Raw genomic sequence first — 16,810 nt, 5'->3', positions numbered from 1 at the left:
CTGCCGCGGCGAGGATTTCGGCGGCTGCGGCCTGTTGGAGAGATTGGATGAACCTTCGTTTCCTTGAGACATTTCTCTGGATTGCGCGGCTTGGAAGTTTCTCGGCCGCGGCGGCGCGGCTCAACACGACACAGGCGGCCATCTCTCACCGCATTGCCTCTCTTGAAGCAGATCTCGGCGTGCAACTGTTCAGCCGCGAAGGACGTGCGGTGTCGCTGACGCTGGCCGGACGGCGAGCCATAGCCCATGCGGAAGAAATCATGCTGGCCGTTGCCTCATTCCGCGAAAGCGTCGCAGATCCGAGCCGGATGACCGGATCGGTGCGGATCGGCACCAACGACGTGATCGTCCATACATTCCTGTCGCGCTTCATGGACGATGTGCGCAAGGCGCTGCCTGACATCACCATCGATCTCAGTCTCGATACCAGCCCGGCGCTGGCGCGTGACGTGCTCGGCGAAGACATCGATATGGCCTTGGTGCTTGGACAAATCGTGAGCGGCAGCGTTACCAATGTCGAGCTGTCGTCGTTCAGGTCGGTGTGGGTTGCCAAGGCGGATTCAGGCCTGGCTGGCCGGCCTTTGACGCTGGCCGACGTTGCCACTCACCCATTGCTGACGTTCTCGAAGGACAGTGCTCCCTATCACTGGCTGCTGCAGCAATATTCCGAAGCCGGGCTGGGCGCGCCGAAGATTACCAACATCAACTCGCTGGTGACGATTGTGCAGCTCGCCGTGGACGGCTTCGGCATCACCGCGCTGCCGCGGGCCGTAGTGCTCAACCAGCTTGCCAGCGGCCAGCTGGTCGAGCTTGACGTCACTCCGCAGTTTCCACCCTTCGTCTTGTTTGCGTCGTTCATCGACCGCAATGACCGACCGGTCTTGCCGATGCTGGCGGCCATCTGCGCGAACGCGGCCTCAGCGTTTGCGCGTGGTGGCTAGCGTCGCCACCTATAGATTTCTCCTATCAATGAAGACAAAAACTTCTCATTTGAATTAATCGAACTGCCCGCCGATACTTCGTTTTACGAAATCCGGAGTATCCAATGAAGATCAGCGTTGTCCAAATGAATTCTCAAGGAGATAAAGAGGAAAATCTCCGTAATGCAGAAATTGAAATTCGATCTATTTATGAAGATGAAAAACCAGACCTGATCGTTCTTCCTGAGTACTATGCATCTCTTGGCGGAAATCGCGATCACGTCTATGCCAATAGCGAGACATTTCCTGACGGACAAGCCTACAGACTCATGTCTGCCCTCGCGTCTGAGCTCAACCTGACAATTCATGCAGGCAGCCTGGTGGAGCGGGAAGGAAACCGCTACTTCAACACCACGCTCGTTTTCGGGCCAGACGGCAGCGAAATCGCCAAATATCGGAAGATCCATCTCTTCGATATCGATGCGCCCGGGGGAACGTCCTACCGCGAGTCGGATACGATCAGCCGCGGGACGGAAGTCGTCACCTATAAGGTCGGTGACGTCATTGTCGGCTGCTCGATCTGCTATGACATCCGCTTCCCCGAACTGTTCCGGGCGCTGCGCGATCGAGGCGCGCAGGTGATCGTCCTGCCCGCCGCATTCACGTTGATGACCGGCAAAGATCATTGGGAAGTGATGTCGCGGTGCCGCGCGATCGAGACACAGACCTATTTCGTCTCTGTTGGCCAGACGCTGTCGCATGGTGACGGCAAATTCTGGTGCTGGGGTCATTCGATGATCATCGACCCGTGGGGTCATATCATAGCGCAGTGTTCGGACGGCGTCGGCAGCACGACAGCCCGGATTGATCTCGCTTATCTCGACAAGGTCCGCGCCGCGGTGCCGGTCGCCAACCACCACGTGCTCTGAGGTCCGCTATGTTCGAAGTACACGATATGCCAGCTCAGCTCGATCAAGATCTGATCGAACTCATGGGCAAGGTAGAGACTGCCACCGTCGGCCATTTTCGTCATGCAGGCTTTATTGACAATCGTATCGGCGCAATTCTTGGGGACTGCCGCGTAGCCGGTACGGCTGTGACGATCCGACTGCCGCACGCCGATTCGACGGCACTGCATTATCTCACGAGACTGGTCCGTCCGGGCGACTTCGTCGTTGTCGAGCGTTGCGGCGATCTGAGGCACGCATGCTGGGGCGGGGTCGTGACGCACGCGATGGCACTTGCCGGAATTGCCGGCGCGGTAATCGACGGGCCGGCGACCGACCTGTCCGAAATCAGGAAAGTGAGGCTCCCGGTGTGGTGTCGTGGTCCATCACCGATCACGACCAAGATTCTCGGCCTTGCCGGTGCGATCAATGTGCCGGTAACAGTCGGGGATCAGGTGGTCATGCCTGGCGACGCGATCATTGCAGATGAGAGCGGCGTGATCGCGATCTCGCCGGAAGACGCGGAAGTCGTGGCTCGCCGCGCGATTGCCATGCAGGAGGGGGAGATCGTGCTTCTGGAGCGCCTGCGCAAAGGCGAGAGCCTGCCCGACATTTCCGGCGCGACAAGAATGGTCGAAGAAAAGCGCAAGGGCGCCTAGGAGGAGGACAGACATGAGAGTTTCTGCGTGGTTGGCCACAAGCGCCATCGCTCTGATCGTGCCGGGGGCGGCGCTGGCTGACACCGTAGCACTCGCCGGCTATTCGGGCCTGTTCAAGGAACGCTACGTCAAGGCGGTCGTCGAACCTTTCATGGCAAAGAACCCCGACATCAAGGTGGAGTTCTTCGCGATGCCAAACTCCGCACAGATGCTCGGCACGCTGAGGGCGCAGAAATCGGCGCCGCAGATCGATGTCGCCATCCTCGATGTTACCGTGTCAAAGGTGGGAACCGACGAGCAGCTTTTCGCCAGGGTGGACGAAAGCGTCTCGGCCAATGTGGCTGACCTGATCCCGGCGGCACGCCGGGAGGGCGTCAATGGTGTCGGCCTGACACTGGACAGCCTCGTCATGCTCTACAATCCCGCAGAGGCGGAAGCGGCGCCGACATCGTGGGAGGCCCTTTGGGATAAGCAGTTCGATGACAAGCTCGCGCTGCCGGCGGTACCGGACATTCAGGGCATCGCGCTGACCGTCATTGCCGACAAGCTTGCTGGCGGCGCGGACTACACAAAAAGTCTCGAGGCCGGGTACGGGAAGCTCGAAGAGCTGGCGCCAATGGTGCAAAGCTGGGAGCCGAAGCCGGATATCTACACTGCGGTCTCAAATGGCCAAATTGCCCTGGGAATCAGCTGGAATGCACGCGCCCAGTCCTTTTCCGAAACGCTTCCCAATCTGAAGGTTGCCATTCCGCAGGAAGGAACCAGCTTCCAGATGAACACGATCAATCTGGTTGCCAACGGACCGGCCGGTGAGTCCGCCAGGAAATTCATCGATTATGCCCTGAGCGTCGAGGCGCAGTCAGCCTTCGCCAATGCGATGTTCTATTCGCCGACCAACAGCAAGGCGACGGTTGAAAAGGATGCCGCGGATCGGCTGGTGTCGACAGAGACAGGACAGGCCGTCGACATCAATTGGCTTGAGATTGCCAAATTGCGCGAAGGCATCACCGAAGAGTGGCGTCGTCGTATCATCCCCTTGAGCCGATAGGGTGTGAAGCCAGTGAACATCAAGATATGTGAAGCATCGCTGGCCCAGCAATCGGGCCGGAGTTCCATTGGCGCATCGCCTTATCTGCGGCTCGACAAGGTGGCCAAGCGTTACGGCTCTTTTGAAGCAGTCACGGATTTCGACCTTGAGGTGCCGCGCGGCGATCTGGTCGCGCTGCTTGGGCCGTCCGGGTGCGGCAAGACCACGACGCTGCGAATGATCGCTGGCCTGATCACGCCATCGTCCGGGACGATCAGGGTTGCCGACACAGATGTGACCAATCTGCCGCCACACCGGCGCGACATGGGCCTCGTGTTCCAAAGCTACGCGCTGTTTCCGCATATGTCGGTTGCGCGCAACGTGGCCTTCGGGCTCGATGTTCGATCCGTGCCAGATCAGGAAAAGCGACGGCAGGTGGCGGCCGCGCTCGATCTCGTGCAACTTGGCAAGCTCGCCGATCGCCGCCCGCGCGAACTGTCGGGAGGCCAGCAGCAACGCGTTGCGCTTGCGAGGGCGCTCGTCATCCAGCCCTCGATTCTCCTGCTCGACGAACCCCTTTCCAATCTTGACGCCAAGCTGCGCGATGAGATGCGAACGCAAATCCGCGATATTCAGCAAGAGCTCAGGATCACGACCGTTTTCGTCACACACGACCAGGTGGAAGCGTTGAGCATGTGCGACAGCATCGTCGTCATGAATGGCGGGCACATAGAGCAGATCGGAACACCTTATCAGATCTACGAGCAGCCGGCGTCGCCCTTTGTGGCATCTTTCGTGGGACGCACGAACCGAATTTCTGGCAGGCGCACCGACAGCAACAGGCTCGACTTCGCCGCTGGAGCAATCAGGACTGCTACCGACGTGGCGGAAACGAATGTCGAGGCAATGGTACGACCTCACCGCATCGCGGTGTCGTGGACGAACAAGGGCAGTGGTCCTCTTTTGCCGGGCGACCGCAACAGCCTCCAGGCAAAATTGCAACGGGTCACTTTCGTAGGCGACATGATCCAGTTCCATTTTGACGCCAATGGCGTAGGGCTCGTCGCCGAGCAATCCTCGATCCAGGCGCATGACATTCGCGAACCCGGAACCGAGGCGACATTGTCATGGGCTGTGTCGGATACCCGAATGTTCGGCAGGGCCGAATGAGTGCGGCGGCGATCCCGGACAAGCCGGCAACAAGCGGACTTGGCGGCCAAACGGGCCTTGCATTGCTGTTTCCGATCGTGCTGGTGAACGTGATCGGTTTCATCATACCGATGCTCAATCTCGCTCGCATGTCGTTCAATGAATATGTGCCCGGAGGCGGCATCCGTGAGGCCTTCATCCTCGGCAACTGGATCAAGGCGATCGCCGATCCGTTCAATCTGCAACTGATCGCCAACAGCATCACGCTCAGCCTTGGCGTCACTCTGGCGACGCTCATCGTCAGCTACCCGATCGCGCTGTACATTCACTGGTCCAGCGGCCGGTGGCGTAGCTTGCTGATCTTCCTCGTGATTGCGCCACTGCTTACGTCGGCAGTCGTCCGCACCTATGGCTGGATAGCACTGCTGTCCAATGACGGCCCGATCATCCGCTCGATCAAGGCTCTCGGCGTCGAAAACCCACCGCGGCTCCTGTTCAACACAACAGGCGTCATGATTGGTCTGACTGAAATCCTGATGCCTTACATGATCCTGGCGCTGCTGGCCGGCTTCGGCAGGCTCGATCCCCGCTTTGAAGAGGCGGCACGTTCGCTCGGCGCGACTCCAGCCCAGACGTTCCGCAGGATTATCCTCCCGCTCACCTTGCCGGGCATCGCGCTCGGCTGGCTGCTCTGTTTTGTTCTCGCCATCTCCTCTTTCGTCACGCCGAAACTGATGGGCGGCGGCCGTGTATTTCTGTTGGCGACAGAGATCTATGACCAGGCGATCGTCACATTGAACTGGCCGGTTGCCGCGACGCTTTCGATCCTGGTGCTCATCCTGTTTGGCCTATCGCTCGCCGTCTACACCCGATTGTTGAAGAGGCTCGATTGATGGAGGGACATCAACTTTCTTGGCCGCTGCGCGCTCTAGTGTTCGTGCTGATGCTGTTTCTGTTAGCGCCCGCGCTTCTGGTCTTCCCGATCTCGTTCAGCGGCGACCGCCTTCTCAGCTTTCCACCAAGCTCTTGGTCGTTTCGCTGGTACCAATCGCTGTGGCAGAACGAGCTCATCATCTCGTCCTTTCTTACCAGCCTGTCCCTGGCGGTTGTCGTCACCATGTTGTCGCTGGCAATCGCGATTCCCGCAGTTTACGCAATCATCAGATTGAAGACGCCTGGCTCGGAATTTCTCTACAATCTGTTCACCGCCCCACTCCTGCTGCCGACCATCGTTCTGGGTCTGGCGATACTGATCATCTTCGCGACCATCGGCTTGCTTGGCACGTTCCACGGTATCGTGCTCGCGCATCTCGTCGTCACGCTGCCCTACGCGCTGCGCGTGCTCGCCGTGGCGCTGGGTAACGTCAATCTGGCCTGTGAGGAGGCGGCAGCCTCGCTGGGTGCAGGGCCGCTGACGGTCGTACGGCGCGTCACACTGCCCATGATGATGCCCGGCATCATTGCGGCGACAGCGTTATGCTTCCTCGTCTCGTTCGACGAGTTGGTCATCACTCTGTTTCTGACGGGGCCGAAGCTGACCACACTGCCGGTGGAATTGTTCCGATACGTCGAGACAAGCGCCGACCCGATGGTCGCCTGCGTCTCGGTGTTGCTGTTCTTCTTCACGCTGGCGATCATCATGATCATCGATCGAGCCATGGGACTGACCCAAACCTTCGTCCGCTAGCCGGTTGCCGTAGCCCACCCGGGCAATCGGGCGAGGCCACGGCCATGATTAGTCCGCAAGTTGTTAGCGGCTTCCGCCGAGGCTGGATGAAGCGCCCGGCGTTTCCGTTGGTGCGCTGGGGTATAGGGCCTTGTGCACTTGTGACGGATGCCGTGATCGGCGAGTGCCTTGCGGAAGAGATGGCATTCGCAGGCCGCGCCATTGTCGGTTACGCCCCGCTCGATGGTGATCCCATGTGTCTCGAAGAGGACGAACGCTCGCTCAAGGAAGGCGGCTGCGCTCGCTTTTTTCTCGTCGGGCAGACTCTCGGTGCAGGCCAACCCGGAGGCGTCAGCGATGGCAACCTGCAGCGCCCTCCCATTCCAAACCCTGACCACGCGCGCGACGGTTGCTCTGACCATGCCGGTTTGCGGCGATGCGCTCCAGCTTTTTGGAATCGATTCTGATCAGTTCGACGATCTGCCCGACAAGACCAGAGACTTCATGTCTGGACTTCATTGTGGTGAAGTCGACACCCTCGACGGATGACATCCGGGTGGATCTGTGGATGTTGTCGGATTGGTCATCTTTGTCACGTTATCATTGCGGGCAAAACAGCGACTGATTTGGGGCCATGGTTTCAGAATATTTGTTCGCCATTGTCGCAACGATGATGCTCTCGAACGGGCTGGTTCTGGCAATCATGTCCCGCGATCTGCCGGACAACCTGCGCCCTGCCGCCCACACATGGCAGGCCGGAACATTTCTGATCGCCATAGGATGCGGACTGTTCGCCATAGCGTCGGAACGACCTCCTCCGATGCTGCTGGTGATCGTCAACACCGCTTTCCTGATAGGGCTGCTCGCCTATAATCGGGCTCTGGCCAAGTTCTACGGTTTCAAAGCCTCGAACTGGCTCTATCTGCCGATAGCGGTGGGTGCATTTTCAGTATTCTGGTTCTCGATGGTAGACGAGAATTTTCAGGCCAGAATCATCATCATCACGATAGCCTGGTGCTGGCTGATGCTCGCCAGCATCAGGATACTGGCGCGTCCGCCACGGGCGGATGACTCCATCAGCCGTCGGGTACTTCTGATCATCTTCATGATTATGGCCGTGTTTACAGCATTGCGCGCCAGCGTTTTCCTCTTCAGCCCCCTGCCCACGGACTTCAGTGTCACCACCGGCGCATCGACGGTAAATGTGGTGACTCCCATCTTCATGGCCGTTCTGCCTGTGCTTGGCACAACGTCATTCATACTTCTGTGTTCCGACCGCATCCGCCTGCAATGGGAGCATGCCGCCTCGACCGACTACCTGACCGGCCTGCCGAACCGGCGCACGCTGACCCAACGTGCCGAACAGCTTTTCAAGACGGCAGGACAGGCAGGTGCCGGACTGAGTGTCGCGATCTTCGATATCGACAGTTTCAAGAAGATCAACGACACCCACGGCCACGATGTCGGCGACAGGGCACTTCAGCATGTGGCCGATATTCTCAGCACACATGCCGGCAACCGAACCATGGTCGCCCGCTCCGGCGGCGAGGAATTCGTCATGCTGCTCGATGGCCCGCCGGAACAGCGGCTGGAAGGCCTGAGAAAGGCGGTGGAGGACGCTCCGTGCAAAACGGACGGTAAGGTTCTGCCACTGACGGTTTCCGTCGGCGGCGCGTCACGCGGTCCGTCGGACGCGGATTTTTCCGGACTGCTGCGCCGAGCCGACCGGGCGCTCTATGCTGCCAAGTCTCTTGGCCGGAACCGGGTCGAAGTAAGCGACCCGCAAGAGGATGGTTTAGCCGCAGCGGGGCCGCGAGCTGTCTAGGCCGGTGGCAATTCAAAAAGCCTGGAACCGTTACCCTGCAGTTGCTCGTAGCCGATTATGCGGAACCACCGCGTCACCTCCGGCTCACCAAGCCAGCTTCTCGAACGGATCGGCATGTTTCCTGTCAGTTCCTGTATGCGCCTGATGTGTTTTTTGCAGAACCTCACCGTTGAAGCGGTGAAGAAGCCTTCGCGCGCCGCAAAGGCGGTTTCCGCGACGTGATCGATTTCGTGCCAGGTAATGATGGCAACCACAGTGTCATCATCTAGCAGTGCATGAGCCCGCCCCTCTTTCAGATCCATCGTCAGGCTGTCCTGCGCACCTTCAACGGTCAGGCCAGCAGCAACATAGTCAGCGGACATGCGACCGGAAAGGTCGCGGAACACCGTTTCGAGATCGCCAATCGTGGCTGTACGTGCTCTCATTCCGTCTCCTTGTCGAAAAGTGGTATTATGGCGTCCCTAATGGGTGAGGCCAAGCAAACTCTGCCTCCATCCATTTCCGAATGCGCAAATCTGTTCCCGTTCGATGACGAAGGAATGACTACATCTGGCGCCGCGTCGGGCAGGCTACGCCGGTTCCCTCTCCGCAACTCACATCCGAAGGCTCCTGCCGGGAAACCCCTGAATCTGTGTTCCTGACCAGATTCGAGAAGGCCATGGCAAAGGCTGCCATGAGGAGAGCGATGATGAACATACGTGTGAACGGCAATTGGGAAGTCCCTGTCAGTCAGGCCCCCGCCTTCCATGCCGAAGCAGCATCGGCCGCTTCCGTTTAAGCCAGCTTAATATGTGTATCCTTTCCGGTAAACCTGTCGGCCCGCAAGGCGGCGCTCCTGTCATCCGCTTTGCCAGCACCCGAAACCCATGTTAGGTCCACATTGCATTCTGATCGGGGCCATCGCATTAAAATGAACACCAAGCCCATGACGAAGAAGCCATCCGCGCTGGCTTTCGTGTCCTCCGGCACTCCCGAAGCGCTTGATGCCCTGGCTGCATTGTCAGCCGAATATGGGCAGGTTCCGGTCGAGCAGGCCGACATCATCGTGGCTCTGGGTGGTGATGGATTTCTCCTCCAGACCCTGCGCGAGACGATGGAGACCGGCAAGAAGGTCTATGGCATGAACCGTGGCACCATCGGTTTCCTGATGAACGAGTTCGCGCTTGACGCCCTGCCCGAGCGGATAGGCGCCGCCGTGGCCGAAACCATCCGCCCCCTTGAGATGGAAGCAACCACCATGGACGGCGAAACGGCAAAGGCGGTTGCCATCAACGAGGTGGCTTTGTGGCGGCAATCCTACCAGACCGCAAAGATCCGGATCTCGGTGGATGGCAAGGAGCGGCTGGAAGAACTCAGTTGCGATGGCGTGATGGTGGCGACGCCTGCCGGATCGACCGCCTACAATCTTTCCGCCCACGGTCCGATCCTGCCTCTGGATGCGCCGCTTCTGGCGCTGACCCCCGTCAGCCCGTTTCGCCCGCGTGCCTGGCGCGGCGCCCTGCTCTCCAACCGCTCCGAAGTGCGGTTTGACATCCTTGAGCCCGGCAAACGACCGGTCAATGCCGCGGCAGACCATACGGAAGTCAAGAGCGTGCAATCGGTCACCGTGCGCCAGTCAAGAAAAGCAACGGCGACCCTGCTGTTCGACCCCAGCCACTCGTGGAACGAACGCATCCTGAAGGAACAATTCAGATATTGATGGTGAATTCGGTGCTATAAAGGGCCGGGCACCACGGCAGACCCGGCAATTGCCGCGATTATGCTCTGTTTGTGTTGACAAGACGCGGGCTTGAGCCTATCGCGATGCACATTAATAGCGTGACCATATGGCATGCTGCAATGCAGACCGCCACGCGATCCGAACCAGCTCAAAGACAGCAAGCGAACTTGTCCTCAGACACCCAGACCGCTCAAGAAGCGTTGACATTCGCAGACCTCGGCCTTTCGCCGAAGGTTGTTTCCGCAGTCGCTGACGCCGGCTACACCCAGCCGACGCCAATTCAGGCAGGCGCCATTCCTCACGCCCTTGAAGGCAAGGACGTTCTGGGCATCGCCCAGACCGGCACTGGCAAGACCGCCTCTTTCGTGCTTCCCATGCTGACACGGCTGGAAAAAGGCCGGGCCCGTGCGCGCATGCCGCGCACGCTCATCCTTGAGCCGACGCGTGAGCTCGCCGCGCAGGTCGAGGAAAACTTCGTCAAATACGGCAAGAACCACAAGCTCAACATTGCCCTGCTGATCGGCGGCGTTTCGTTCGACGAACAGGACAAGAAGCTCGAACGCGGCGCCGACGTGCTGATCGCCACGCCGGGACGTCTGCTCGACCACCGCGAGCGCGGCAAGCTGCTGCTCAACGGCGTCGAAATTCTCGTCATCGACGAGGCAGACCGCATGCTCGACATGGGATTCATTCCCGACATCGAGCGCATCTGCGAGATGATCCCCTTCACCCGCCAGACGCTTTTCTTCTCCGCGACGATGCCGCCGGAGATCACAAAGCTGACGGAGAAATTCCTCCACGCGCCTGTTCGGGTAGAGGTTGCGCGCGCCGCCAGTGCGGCCACCACCGTTACCCAGCGGCTGGTCAAGTCCATGTCCAAGCCGTGGGAAAAGCGCGACGTTCTGCGCAAGCTGATCAAGCAGGAAGAAGAAGGCCTCAAGAACGCAATCATCTTCTGCAATCGCAAGGTGGATGTGTCGGAGCTTTACAAGTCGCTCATGCGCCACGAATTCAGCGTCGGCGCGCTTCATGGCGACATGGATCAGCGCGCGCGCATGACCATGCTGACCAATTTCCGGGACGGAAAGCTGAAGCTTCTGGTCGCCTCCGACGTGGCCGCGCGCGGGCTCGACATTCCCGATGTCAGCCATGTCTTCAATTACGACGTTCCGATCCATTCGGAGGATTATGTCCACCGCATCGGCCGCACCGGCCGCGCCGGACGCCTCGGCAAGTCGTTCACCATCGCGACGCGCAACGACACGAAATACATCGACGCAATCGAGAAGCTGATCGGGCAGTCGATCGAGTGGCACGATGGCGACCTCTCGACTGTGGAAGAGAGCGAGGGTGAAACCGATGCTCCCCGTCGCGGCAAGGGTGCCCCGCGCCGTGCAGGACGCAAGGACGAGGGTCGCGAGCGCAAGCCACGCGGCGCGCGTCACGATGCAGGCGAGGCCGCCGCACCCAAGGCAGAAGCCGATCAGGAAGTGCAGGCGCAACCGGCACCTGCCCGAGCAGCCGCGCCTGCGCGAAAGCAGCGTGACTGGTCCAATGAAGGCAACAGGCCCCCGCGCGAAAATCGCAACTACCGGCGACGCGATGACGATGATGGCGACACACCGGTGGGCTTCGGGGATGATGTCCCGGCCTTCATGCTGATTGAAGCCAAGGTCTGACTTTCAGACGAACAATTAAACAAGAAGGGCGGCCTTGTTGGCCGCCCTTCTTGTTAGGAAAACCTTCGGTTTTGTTCAGAGAAGCTCCGCGCTCCAGAAGACAATCTGCGCGGCCGCATCGCGGAAAGCGCGGTCGAGTGCTGCAACATAGGCCTGATTTCCGGTTCCGCCCGAAACAGGCGCCACAGCGGTGAAGCTACGGGCTGCACGCACTTCCCCGGTCCGGTCGTTCAGCAAGCGCACGAAAAGCTCCACATTGGCCTTCTGGCCACCGGAGACACGCACGTCGAAAGCACGTATCTCGGCGATCACCTGATAGTCGATGGCGAGCCCCTCGCCCGGCTTGCCAACGCCCGCGAAGCGGCCGGAGCGCTGGAAGGTCTCGGCCAGCCGCGCCTGTACCATCAGCGGCAGGCGGTCCGCCCATTGGGCGCCCTTCAGATATTGTATCGATCCGTCGGAGGGCTTGATGACGATGTTCTGGCCATCGAAGGCTTTGAGGGCAGACGGTTCCGCGATGAGGATCTGGCGGCGGCTGCGCCCCTCGACGCTGACATTCGCCGCCGACAGTTCGAAGGTGTCGAGCGGAGCAGGTCCGCCACCCGGCAAGGCTGCGCAACCTGCCATGCCGCAGGCAAGAAGAAGGGCTGCGAGACGAAACTTCACGGAACTCGGCATACAACCTCCGCCCTCAAAGGCTCAGCTCCCGACGGAGCACGGCTGGCGTGGGAAACTCTAAGGAATTTGCAATCACAGGCCATCAACGGCGAACCCTTCCGTCATATTGCCTGACCTCGCCATCGCCCCCCGACAGAATGCGCTGCGGATTGCGTTGCAGGTCGCTGACGGCCTGCTCGATGCGATTGATCGAGCGGCGGCTGTCATTGACCAGCGCCTCCACATTCTGAAGCCCCTTGCCGGAAAAACGTTCCAGATTTGCGGTGATGGTGCCGAGCCGCGCGTTCAGCGTATCGGCCACCTGTTTGAACGACTTCAGCGTCTCGCGCGCATCCGCCATCACGCCGTCCGCCTGATCCGAACCCAGCATGGTATCCACCTTGGCCAGAATGCCGTCGACACGCACGGAAGCGTTGTTGAGGCGTTCGGCCAGTTGCTGCGCGTCGGAAATCGTCTTGTCGATGTCATCGGCCCGGTTGCTGAACTTCTCGGTCACCTGCGCCACGTCGGCCGCCGCCTTGTTGGCGTTCTCGCTGGCGGTGCGAATGTTTGCCAGCGCCTCGCGCACATCATCGGGATCGATGCCGTCCAGAACGCCGTCCACCTTGGCCAGCGTGCCCTGCGTGCGCGTGGCAAACTCGTTGATGGATGCGACCGCCTTGTCCACGCCATCAATGACATCATCGAATTTTTCGCCCGACCTGCTGAGGTTGCGGGTGAAATCATCGACGTTCGACACGATCTGCTTCACACGATCCTGATCGATCGAGTTCAGCAGTCCCTCGGCCGCCTTGAGTGTGCCGTCAAGCTTGCCCGAAACACCCTGCAACTCCTCCGACAGCGCACCGACGCTGGTCAGGAACTTGTCGATGGAATTGGCATTGTTGGCCAGCGCTTCGGAGAACTTCTGCGCATTCTGGACCGTCTGGGTCAGCGGTCCGCGCACATCGGTGGCGAAACCTTCCAGCTGCGAGACGACGCTTTCGGCGCGCGTGAATATGTCCTGCGCTGTCTGCAGCAGATTCGTGACCGCAGAGGGATTGGCCGTGATTTCGGCCACGGTGCCCGCGGCCTCTGCCTCATCAAGCAGCTTCGGTTCGTTGCGGTTGGCGCCCTTCAGCTCGATATTCGCCTGGCCGGTAAGGCCGGCGAGGCCGATGTCAGCCTGGGTGGAGCGGGTGATCGGGGTCAGCCGGTCGATTTCCGTGTCGGCAATGGCGACGCTCGGATTCTCCACATCGATATAGACGCGGCGCACGTCGCCAACCTTCACGCCATTGAACAGCACGAAGCTGCCGCGCCCGAGGCCCGAGGCCGAGCCCGGTATGCGCACACGCATCATCACGGTTTCGCCACGGTCGCCAATCGCCGCCGTCCAGTAGACGAAGCCGAATGCCGCCAGTATCGCAACCAGCGTGAAGATGCCGACAATGACGTAGTTGGCTCTTGTTTCCATTACACCACTTATCGCTATGTACGGGCCGAGAGATCAAGCTGACGGGCGCGTTTTCCGCGGAAATAGGACTTTACCCACGGTTCTTCGCTCTTGAGCATCTCTTCTATCGTACCTTCGACGATCACCCTTTTCTGGCCGAGGACTGCGATGCGATCACAGGCGGTAAACAGCGAATCGAGATCGTGGGTGACCATATAGACGGTCAGTCCCATCGTATCGCGCAGCTTTATGACTAGCTCGTCGAACTCGGCCGCGCCGATCGGGTCCAGCCCCGAGGTCGGCTCATCGAGAAAAACGATATCGGGATCGAGCGCCAGTGCGCGCGCCAGCGCGGCGCGCTTGATCATGCCGCCCGACAGCTCCGAGGGAAATTTATAGGCTGCATCCGGCGGGAGGCCCACCAGCTCGATCTTGAGCATGGCCAGTTCATCCATGAGCCTTGCCGGCAGATCGAGATATTCACGCATGGGAACCTGCACGTTTTCCAGCACCGTCAGGGCCGAAAACAAAGCCCCATGCTGGAACAACACGCCAAGCCGCATATCGATCCGAACTCTTTCGGCATCGCTCATCTTATCCACGTCCTCGCCGAAAAGGCGGATCGTGCCGGAGCGCTTGGGCGTGAGCCCGAGCACAGTGCGCAAAAGCACCGATTTGCCGGAGCCGGAAGCGCCGACAAAGCCCAGAATTTCGCCCCGCCTCACCTCAAGCGACAGGTTCTGCAAAACTGTCTTGGTTCCGAACGCCACCGTCACATCGGTAGCCGACAGGACCACGTCGCCCTGCCCGTCCGCGTCCGGTTCTGCGATAGAATGTTCGCTCACGCCTGCCATCTCAGAAATCGATCGCCGCGTAGAACATGGCGAAAAGTCCGTCGAGCACGATGACCACGAAAATCGCCTTCACGACCGAGGTCGTAACCTGCTTTCCGAGCGATTCCGCGCTGCCGCCGACCTTCATGCCCTCGACCGAGGCGATGGTGCCGATGATGATGGCCATGAAGGGCGCCTTGATCAAACCCGCAGCGATGGTGCTGACATCGATAGCCACCCGCAACCGGTCGATAAAGGCGGCCGGCGGAATGTCCGAATAAAGCCAGGCCGCGACGATGCCGCCGCCAAGGGCGGCGAAATTCGCGAGAATGGTCAGGCAGGGCAAGGCAATCACCAATGCCACCAGACGGGGAAACACCAGAACCCCGATGGGATTGAGGCCGATGACCTTGAGGGCATCAACTTCCTCCCGCATCTTCATGGATCCGATCTCGGCTGTGATGGCGCTGCCGGAGCGGCCGGCGATCATGATCGCGGTCAGCAGCACGCCAAGCTCGCGCAACACCAGCACGCCGACCAGATCGACGACGAATATGTCTGCTCCGAAATAGCTCAGCTGATACGCGCCCTGCTGGGCGACGATGGCGCCGACGATCCCCGACATGAGAAACACGACCGGGATCGCCCCGACACCCATGCGGTCGATCTGGTTGAAGATGGCGGCCGGATTGACGGCATGACCGCGCCCGAGCTTCATCTGCGCGCCACGGATCGTGGCGCCAAGAATGTTCATTCCGGCGATGAAGTCGTCGCGCATGGAATACACGCCGCGCCCCACCAGTTCCAGAAACCGGATGATGATGTTGACCGATGGCTCGGCCGCCGTTTCCGTCTGCCGACGCGATATTTCGCCCACGGCTCCGAGCAGGATGCCGGCGACATCGCTCTGGCCCTCCACGCGAACCGGGCCGCCGCGCGATTCGCAGGCCACCACCAGACGATCGATCAGCCAGGCGCCCGCGGTGTCCAGCTTGTCAATGCCGGAAAGATCGACGGTCAGCGCCCCCCCGGCTGCGCGTTTGGCGACATCGCGCATCTGTGCATCGACATGGGCCACGGTCAGCGTGGTCCAGACGCCGGAAAGCGCGCAGACAAGGCCGCCGTCGCGCTCGCTCAGATGCACGCGCGGGGTTTGCGTGTCATCTCCTGATTTTGCTGCGCTTGCGCCGCGTTTGCCGATGGTCAACATGGTGTCCTGTTTAACCTGACGTGGCCGGCCTGTCGAACGGCAGATGGCCGCCACATGGCGAACCGGAGAAAGAAAGATATGGCGCGTGTCATTTCCGTCGAGGTCGAAAAATTCCCGATCGCGGGAAGCTTCACCATCTCGCGGGGTTCCAAGACCGAAGCGGAAGTCGTGACGTGCATCCTGCGCGACGGGACCAATAGCGGACGCGGCGAATGCGTGCCCTATGGCCGCTATGGGGAAAGCGTCGAAGGGGTACGCGCGGCGATAGAAGCGATGGCGGAGAGAATCTCTGCCGGCCTCGACCGCCAGTCGCTGCTCGATTCGATGCCAGCGGGTGCGGCCCGCAATGCCGTGGATTGCGCGCTGTGGGATCTGGAGGCCAAGGCTTCGGGAAAACCCGTGCGCAGCCTGATCGCGCCGGATGCGGGGCCGCTTGAAACCGCATACACGCTCTCCCTTGCCGCCCCGGATGAGATGGCAAGGCAGGCAAGCCTCAACGCCGCGCGCCCGCTGCTCAAGGTCAAGATCGGCGGAGGCGGAGACGACATTGCCCGCATCCGTGCGGTGCGTGAGGCAGCCCCGCAAAGCAGGCTCATCATCGACGCCAATGAAGGCTGGACCGACGAGAACGTGGAGCGCAACCTTACGGCTGCGGCCGAACTGGGCGTCGCGCTGGTCGAGCAGCCCCTGCCGGCGGGCAGGGATGAAATCCTGCGGCGGATAGCTCATCCGGTTGCGATCTGCGCCGATGAAAGCGTGCATCAGGCCGCCGATCTCGATGCGCTTGCCGGGCTCTACGATGCGGTCAACATCAAGCTCGACAAGGCGGGCGGGCTGACGGCAGCGCTTCTGCTGCGCGACCGGGCCCGCGCGCTCGGCATGAAGGTCATGGTCGGCTGCATGGTCGGCACATCGCTTGCCATGGCACCGGCCGTGCTTCTGGCGCAGGGCGCGGATTTCGTCGATCTCGACGGGCCGCTGCTGCTTGCCCGCGACCGTAATCCGAACCTTCTCTATGAGGGGTCGGTGGTCTTCCCGCCTGAGCCCGGGCTCTGGGGCTGA

General features: G+C 60.5%; 18 protein-coding genes. 12 read left to right on the top strand and 6 right to left on the bottom strand.

The window, feature by feature from the left end; all coding sequences use genetic code 11:
- Positions 1 to 47 precede the first annotated feature (47 nt).
- The 7 genes from HNR59_RS10675 to HNR59_RS10645 all read left to right on the top strand — a co-directional run bounded on the left by HNR59_RS10675 (position 48) and on the right by HNR59_RS10645 (position 6,389).
- Entirely contained in the window at positions 48 to 941 is an 894-nt protein-coding gene (locus tag HNR59_RS10675; protein ID WP_183829682.1) for a LysR family transcriptional regulator, read from the top strand.
- 104 nt (positions 942 to 1,045) lie between these two features.
- Positions 1,046 to 1,849 (top strand): carbon-nitrogen hydrolase family protein, encoded by an 804-nt coding sequence (locus tag HNR59_RS10670; protein WP_183829679.1) that lies wholly within the window; start codon positions 1,046 to 1,048, stop codon positions 1,847 to 1,849.
- 8 nt (positions 1,850 to 1,857) lie between these two features.
- Positions 1,858 to 2,526 carry an RraA family protein gene (locus tag HNR59_RS10665; RefSeq protein WP_183829676.1) on the top strand — a complete coding sequence of 223 codons (669 nt, stop codon included), beginning with the start codon at positions 1,858 to 1,860 and terminating at the stop codon, positions 2,524 to 2,526.
- A 13-nt stretch (positions 2,527 to 2,539) separates the two neighbouring features.
- The gene (locus HNR59_RS10660) at positions 2,540 to 3,574 is read left to right on the top strand and encodes an ABC transporter substrate-binding protein (RefSeq protein WP_183829673.1); all 1,035 of its coding nucleotides are present in this window, start codon (positions 2,540 to 2,542) and stop codon (positions 3,572 to 3,574) included.
- 12 nt (positions 3,575 to 3,586) lie between these two features.
- Positions 3,587 to 4,723, top strand: coding sequence for an ABC transporter ATP-binding protein (locus HNR59_RS10655; protein ID WP_343060787.1), 1,137 nt, complete (start codon positions 3,587 to 3,589; stop codon positions 4,721 to 4,723).
- Positions 4,720 to 5,595: an ABC transporter permease gene (locus HNR59_RS10650; protein ID WP_183829670.1), complete on the top strand. Its 876-nt coding sequence runs from the start codon at positions 4,720 to 4,722 to the stop codon at positions 5,593 to 5,595. Before HNR59_RS10655 ends, HNR59_RS10650 begins: the two co-directional genes overlap by 4 nt.
- Positions 5,595 to 6,389, top strand: a complete 795-nt coding sequence (locus HNR59_RS10645; RefSeq protein WP_183831530.1) for an ABC transporter permease — start codon at positions 5,595 to 5,597, stop codon at positions 6,387 to 6,389. Before HNR59_RS10650 ends, HNR59_RS10645 begins: the two co-directional genes overlap by 1 nt.
- Here HNR59_RS10645 and HNR59_RS21040 read toward each other — a convergent pair.
- The gene (locus HNR59_RS21040; RefSeq protein WP_183829667.1) at positions 6,386 to 6,790 is read right to left on the bottom strand and encodes a DDE-type integrase/transposase/recombinase; all 405 of its coding nucleotides are present in this window, start codon (positions 6,788 to 6,790) and stop codon (positions 6,386 to 6,388) included. The genes HNR59_RS10645 and HNR59_RS21040 overlap by 4 nt on opposite strands.
- Here HNR59_RS21040 and HNR59_RS10635 point away from each other — a divergent pair.
- Together HNR59_RS10635 and HNR59_RS10630 are read left to right on the top strand one after the other, a co-directional pair.
- Entirely contained in the window at positions 6,726 to 6,917 is a 192-nt protein-coding gene (locus tag HNR59_RS10635) for a hypothetical protein (protein WP_183831615.1), read from the top strand. The two genes, HNR59_RS21040 and HNR59_RS10635, sit on opposite strands and share 65 nt — an antisense overlap.
- A gap of 85 nt (positions 6,918 to 7,002) precedes the next feature.
- The gene (locus HNR59_RS10630; RefSeq protein ID WP_183829664.1) at positions 7,003 to 8,193 is read left to right on the top strand and encodes a GGDEF domain-containing protein; all 1,191 of its coding nucleotides are present in this window, start codon (positions 7,003 to 7,005) and stop codon (positions 8,191 to 8,193) included.
- Here the strand turns inward: HNR59_RS10630 and HNR59_RS10625 are convergent.
- Complete coding sequence (locus tag HNR59_RS10625; protein ID WP_183829661.1) at positions 8,190 to 8,618, bottom strand: hypothetical protein; 429 nt, start codon at positions 8,616 to 8,618, stop codon at positions 8,190 to 8,192. The two genes, HNR59_RS10630 and HNR59_RS10625, sit on opposite strands and share 4 nt — an antisense overlap.
- A gap of 500 nt (positions 8,619 to 9,118) precedes the next feature.
- Here HNR59_RS10625 and HNR59_RS10620 point away from each other — a divergent pair, with 500 nt between their 5' ends.
- Together HNR59_RS10620 and HNR59_RS10615 are read left to right on the top strand one after the other, a co-directional pair.
- On the top strand, positions 9,119 to 9,892 hold the full coding sequence (locus HNR59_RS10620) for an NAD kinase (RefSeq protein WP_183829659.1): 774 nt from the start codon (positions 9,119 to 9,121) through the stop codon (positions 9,890 to 9,892).
- Between the two features lie 188 nt (positions 9,893 to 10,080).
- A complete protein-coding gene (locus tag HNR59_RS10615) occupies positions 10,081 to 11,592 on the top strand; it encodes a DEAD/DEAH box helicase (protein WP_183829656.1) in 1,512 nt (503 codons plus the stop codon).
- A gap of 75 nt (positions 11,593 to 11,667) precedes the next feature.
- On the opposite strand, the gene HNR59_RS10610 is transcribed toward HNR59_RS10615, so the two are convergent.
- From HNR59_RS10610 to HNR59_RS10595, 4 genes are all read right to left on the bottom strand, one after another.
- On the bottom strand, positions 11,668 to 12,270 hold the full coding sequence (locus HNR59_RS10610) for an ABC-type transport auxiliary lipoprotein family protein (protein ID WP_183829653.1): 603 nt from the start codon (positions 12,268 to 12,270) through the stop codon (positions 11,668 to 11,670).
- 82 nt (positions 12,271 to 12,352) lie between these two features.
- The gene (locus HNR59_RS10605) at positions 12,353 to 13,726 is read right to left on the bottom strand and encodes an MlaD family protein (protein WP_183829649.1); all 1,374 of its coding nucleotides are present in this window, start codon (positions 13,724 to 13,726) and stop codon (positions 12,353 to 12,355) included.
- A 14-nt stretch (positions 13,727 to 13,740) separates the two neighbouring features.
- Positions 13,741 to 14,559, bottom strand: a complete 819-nt coding sequence (locus tag HNR59_RS10600; protein ID WP_183829645.1) for an ABC transporter ATP-binding protein — start codon at positions 14,557 to 14,559, stop codon at positions 13,741 to 13,743.
- A gap of 1 nt (position 14,560) precedes the next feature.
- Positions 14,561 to 15,748, bottom strand: a complete 1,188-nt coding sequence (locus HNR59_RS10595; RefSeq protein ID WP_183829642.1) for an ABC transporter permease — start codon at positions 15,746 to 15,748, stop codon at positions 14,561 to 14,563.
- Between the two features lie 78 nt (positions 15,749 to 15,826).
- Between HNR59_RS10595 and dgcA the strand changes: the two genes are divergently transcribed.
- Positions 15,827 to 16,810, top strand: coding sequence for an N-acetyl-D-Glu racemase DgcA (dgcA, locus tag HNR59_RS10590; protein ID WP_183829639.1), 984 nt, complete (start codon positions 15,827 to 15,829; stop codon positions 16,808 to 16,810).

The sequence above is a fragment of the Aquamicrobium lusatiense genome, from assembly GCF_014201615.1.
In the GTDB taxonomy this organism is placed as follows: domain Bacteria; phylum Pseudomonadota; class Alphaproteobacteria; order Rhizobiales; family Rhizobiaceae; genus Mesorhizobium; species Mesorhizobium lusatiense.
This window is presented reverse-complemented; position numbering and strand designations above follow the sequence as displayed.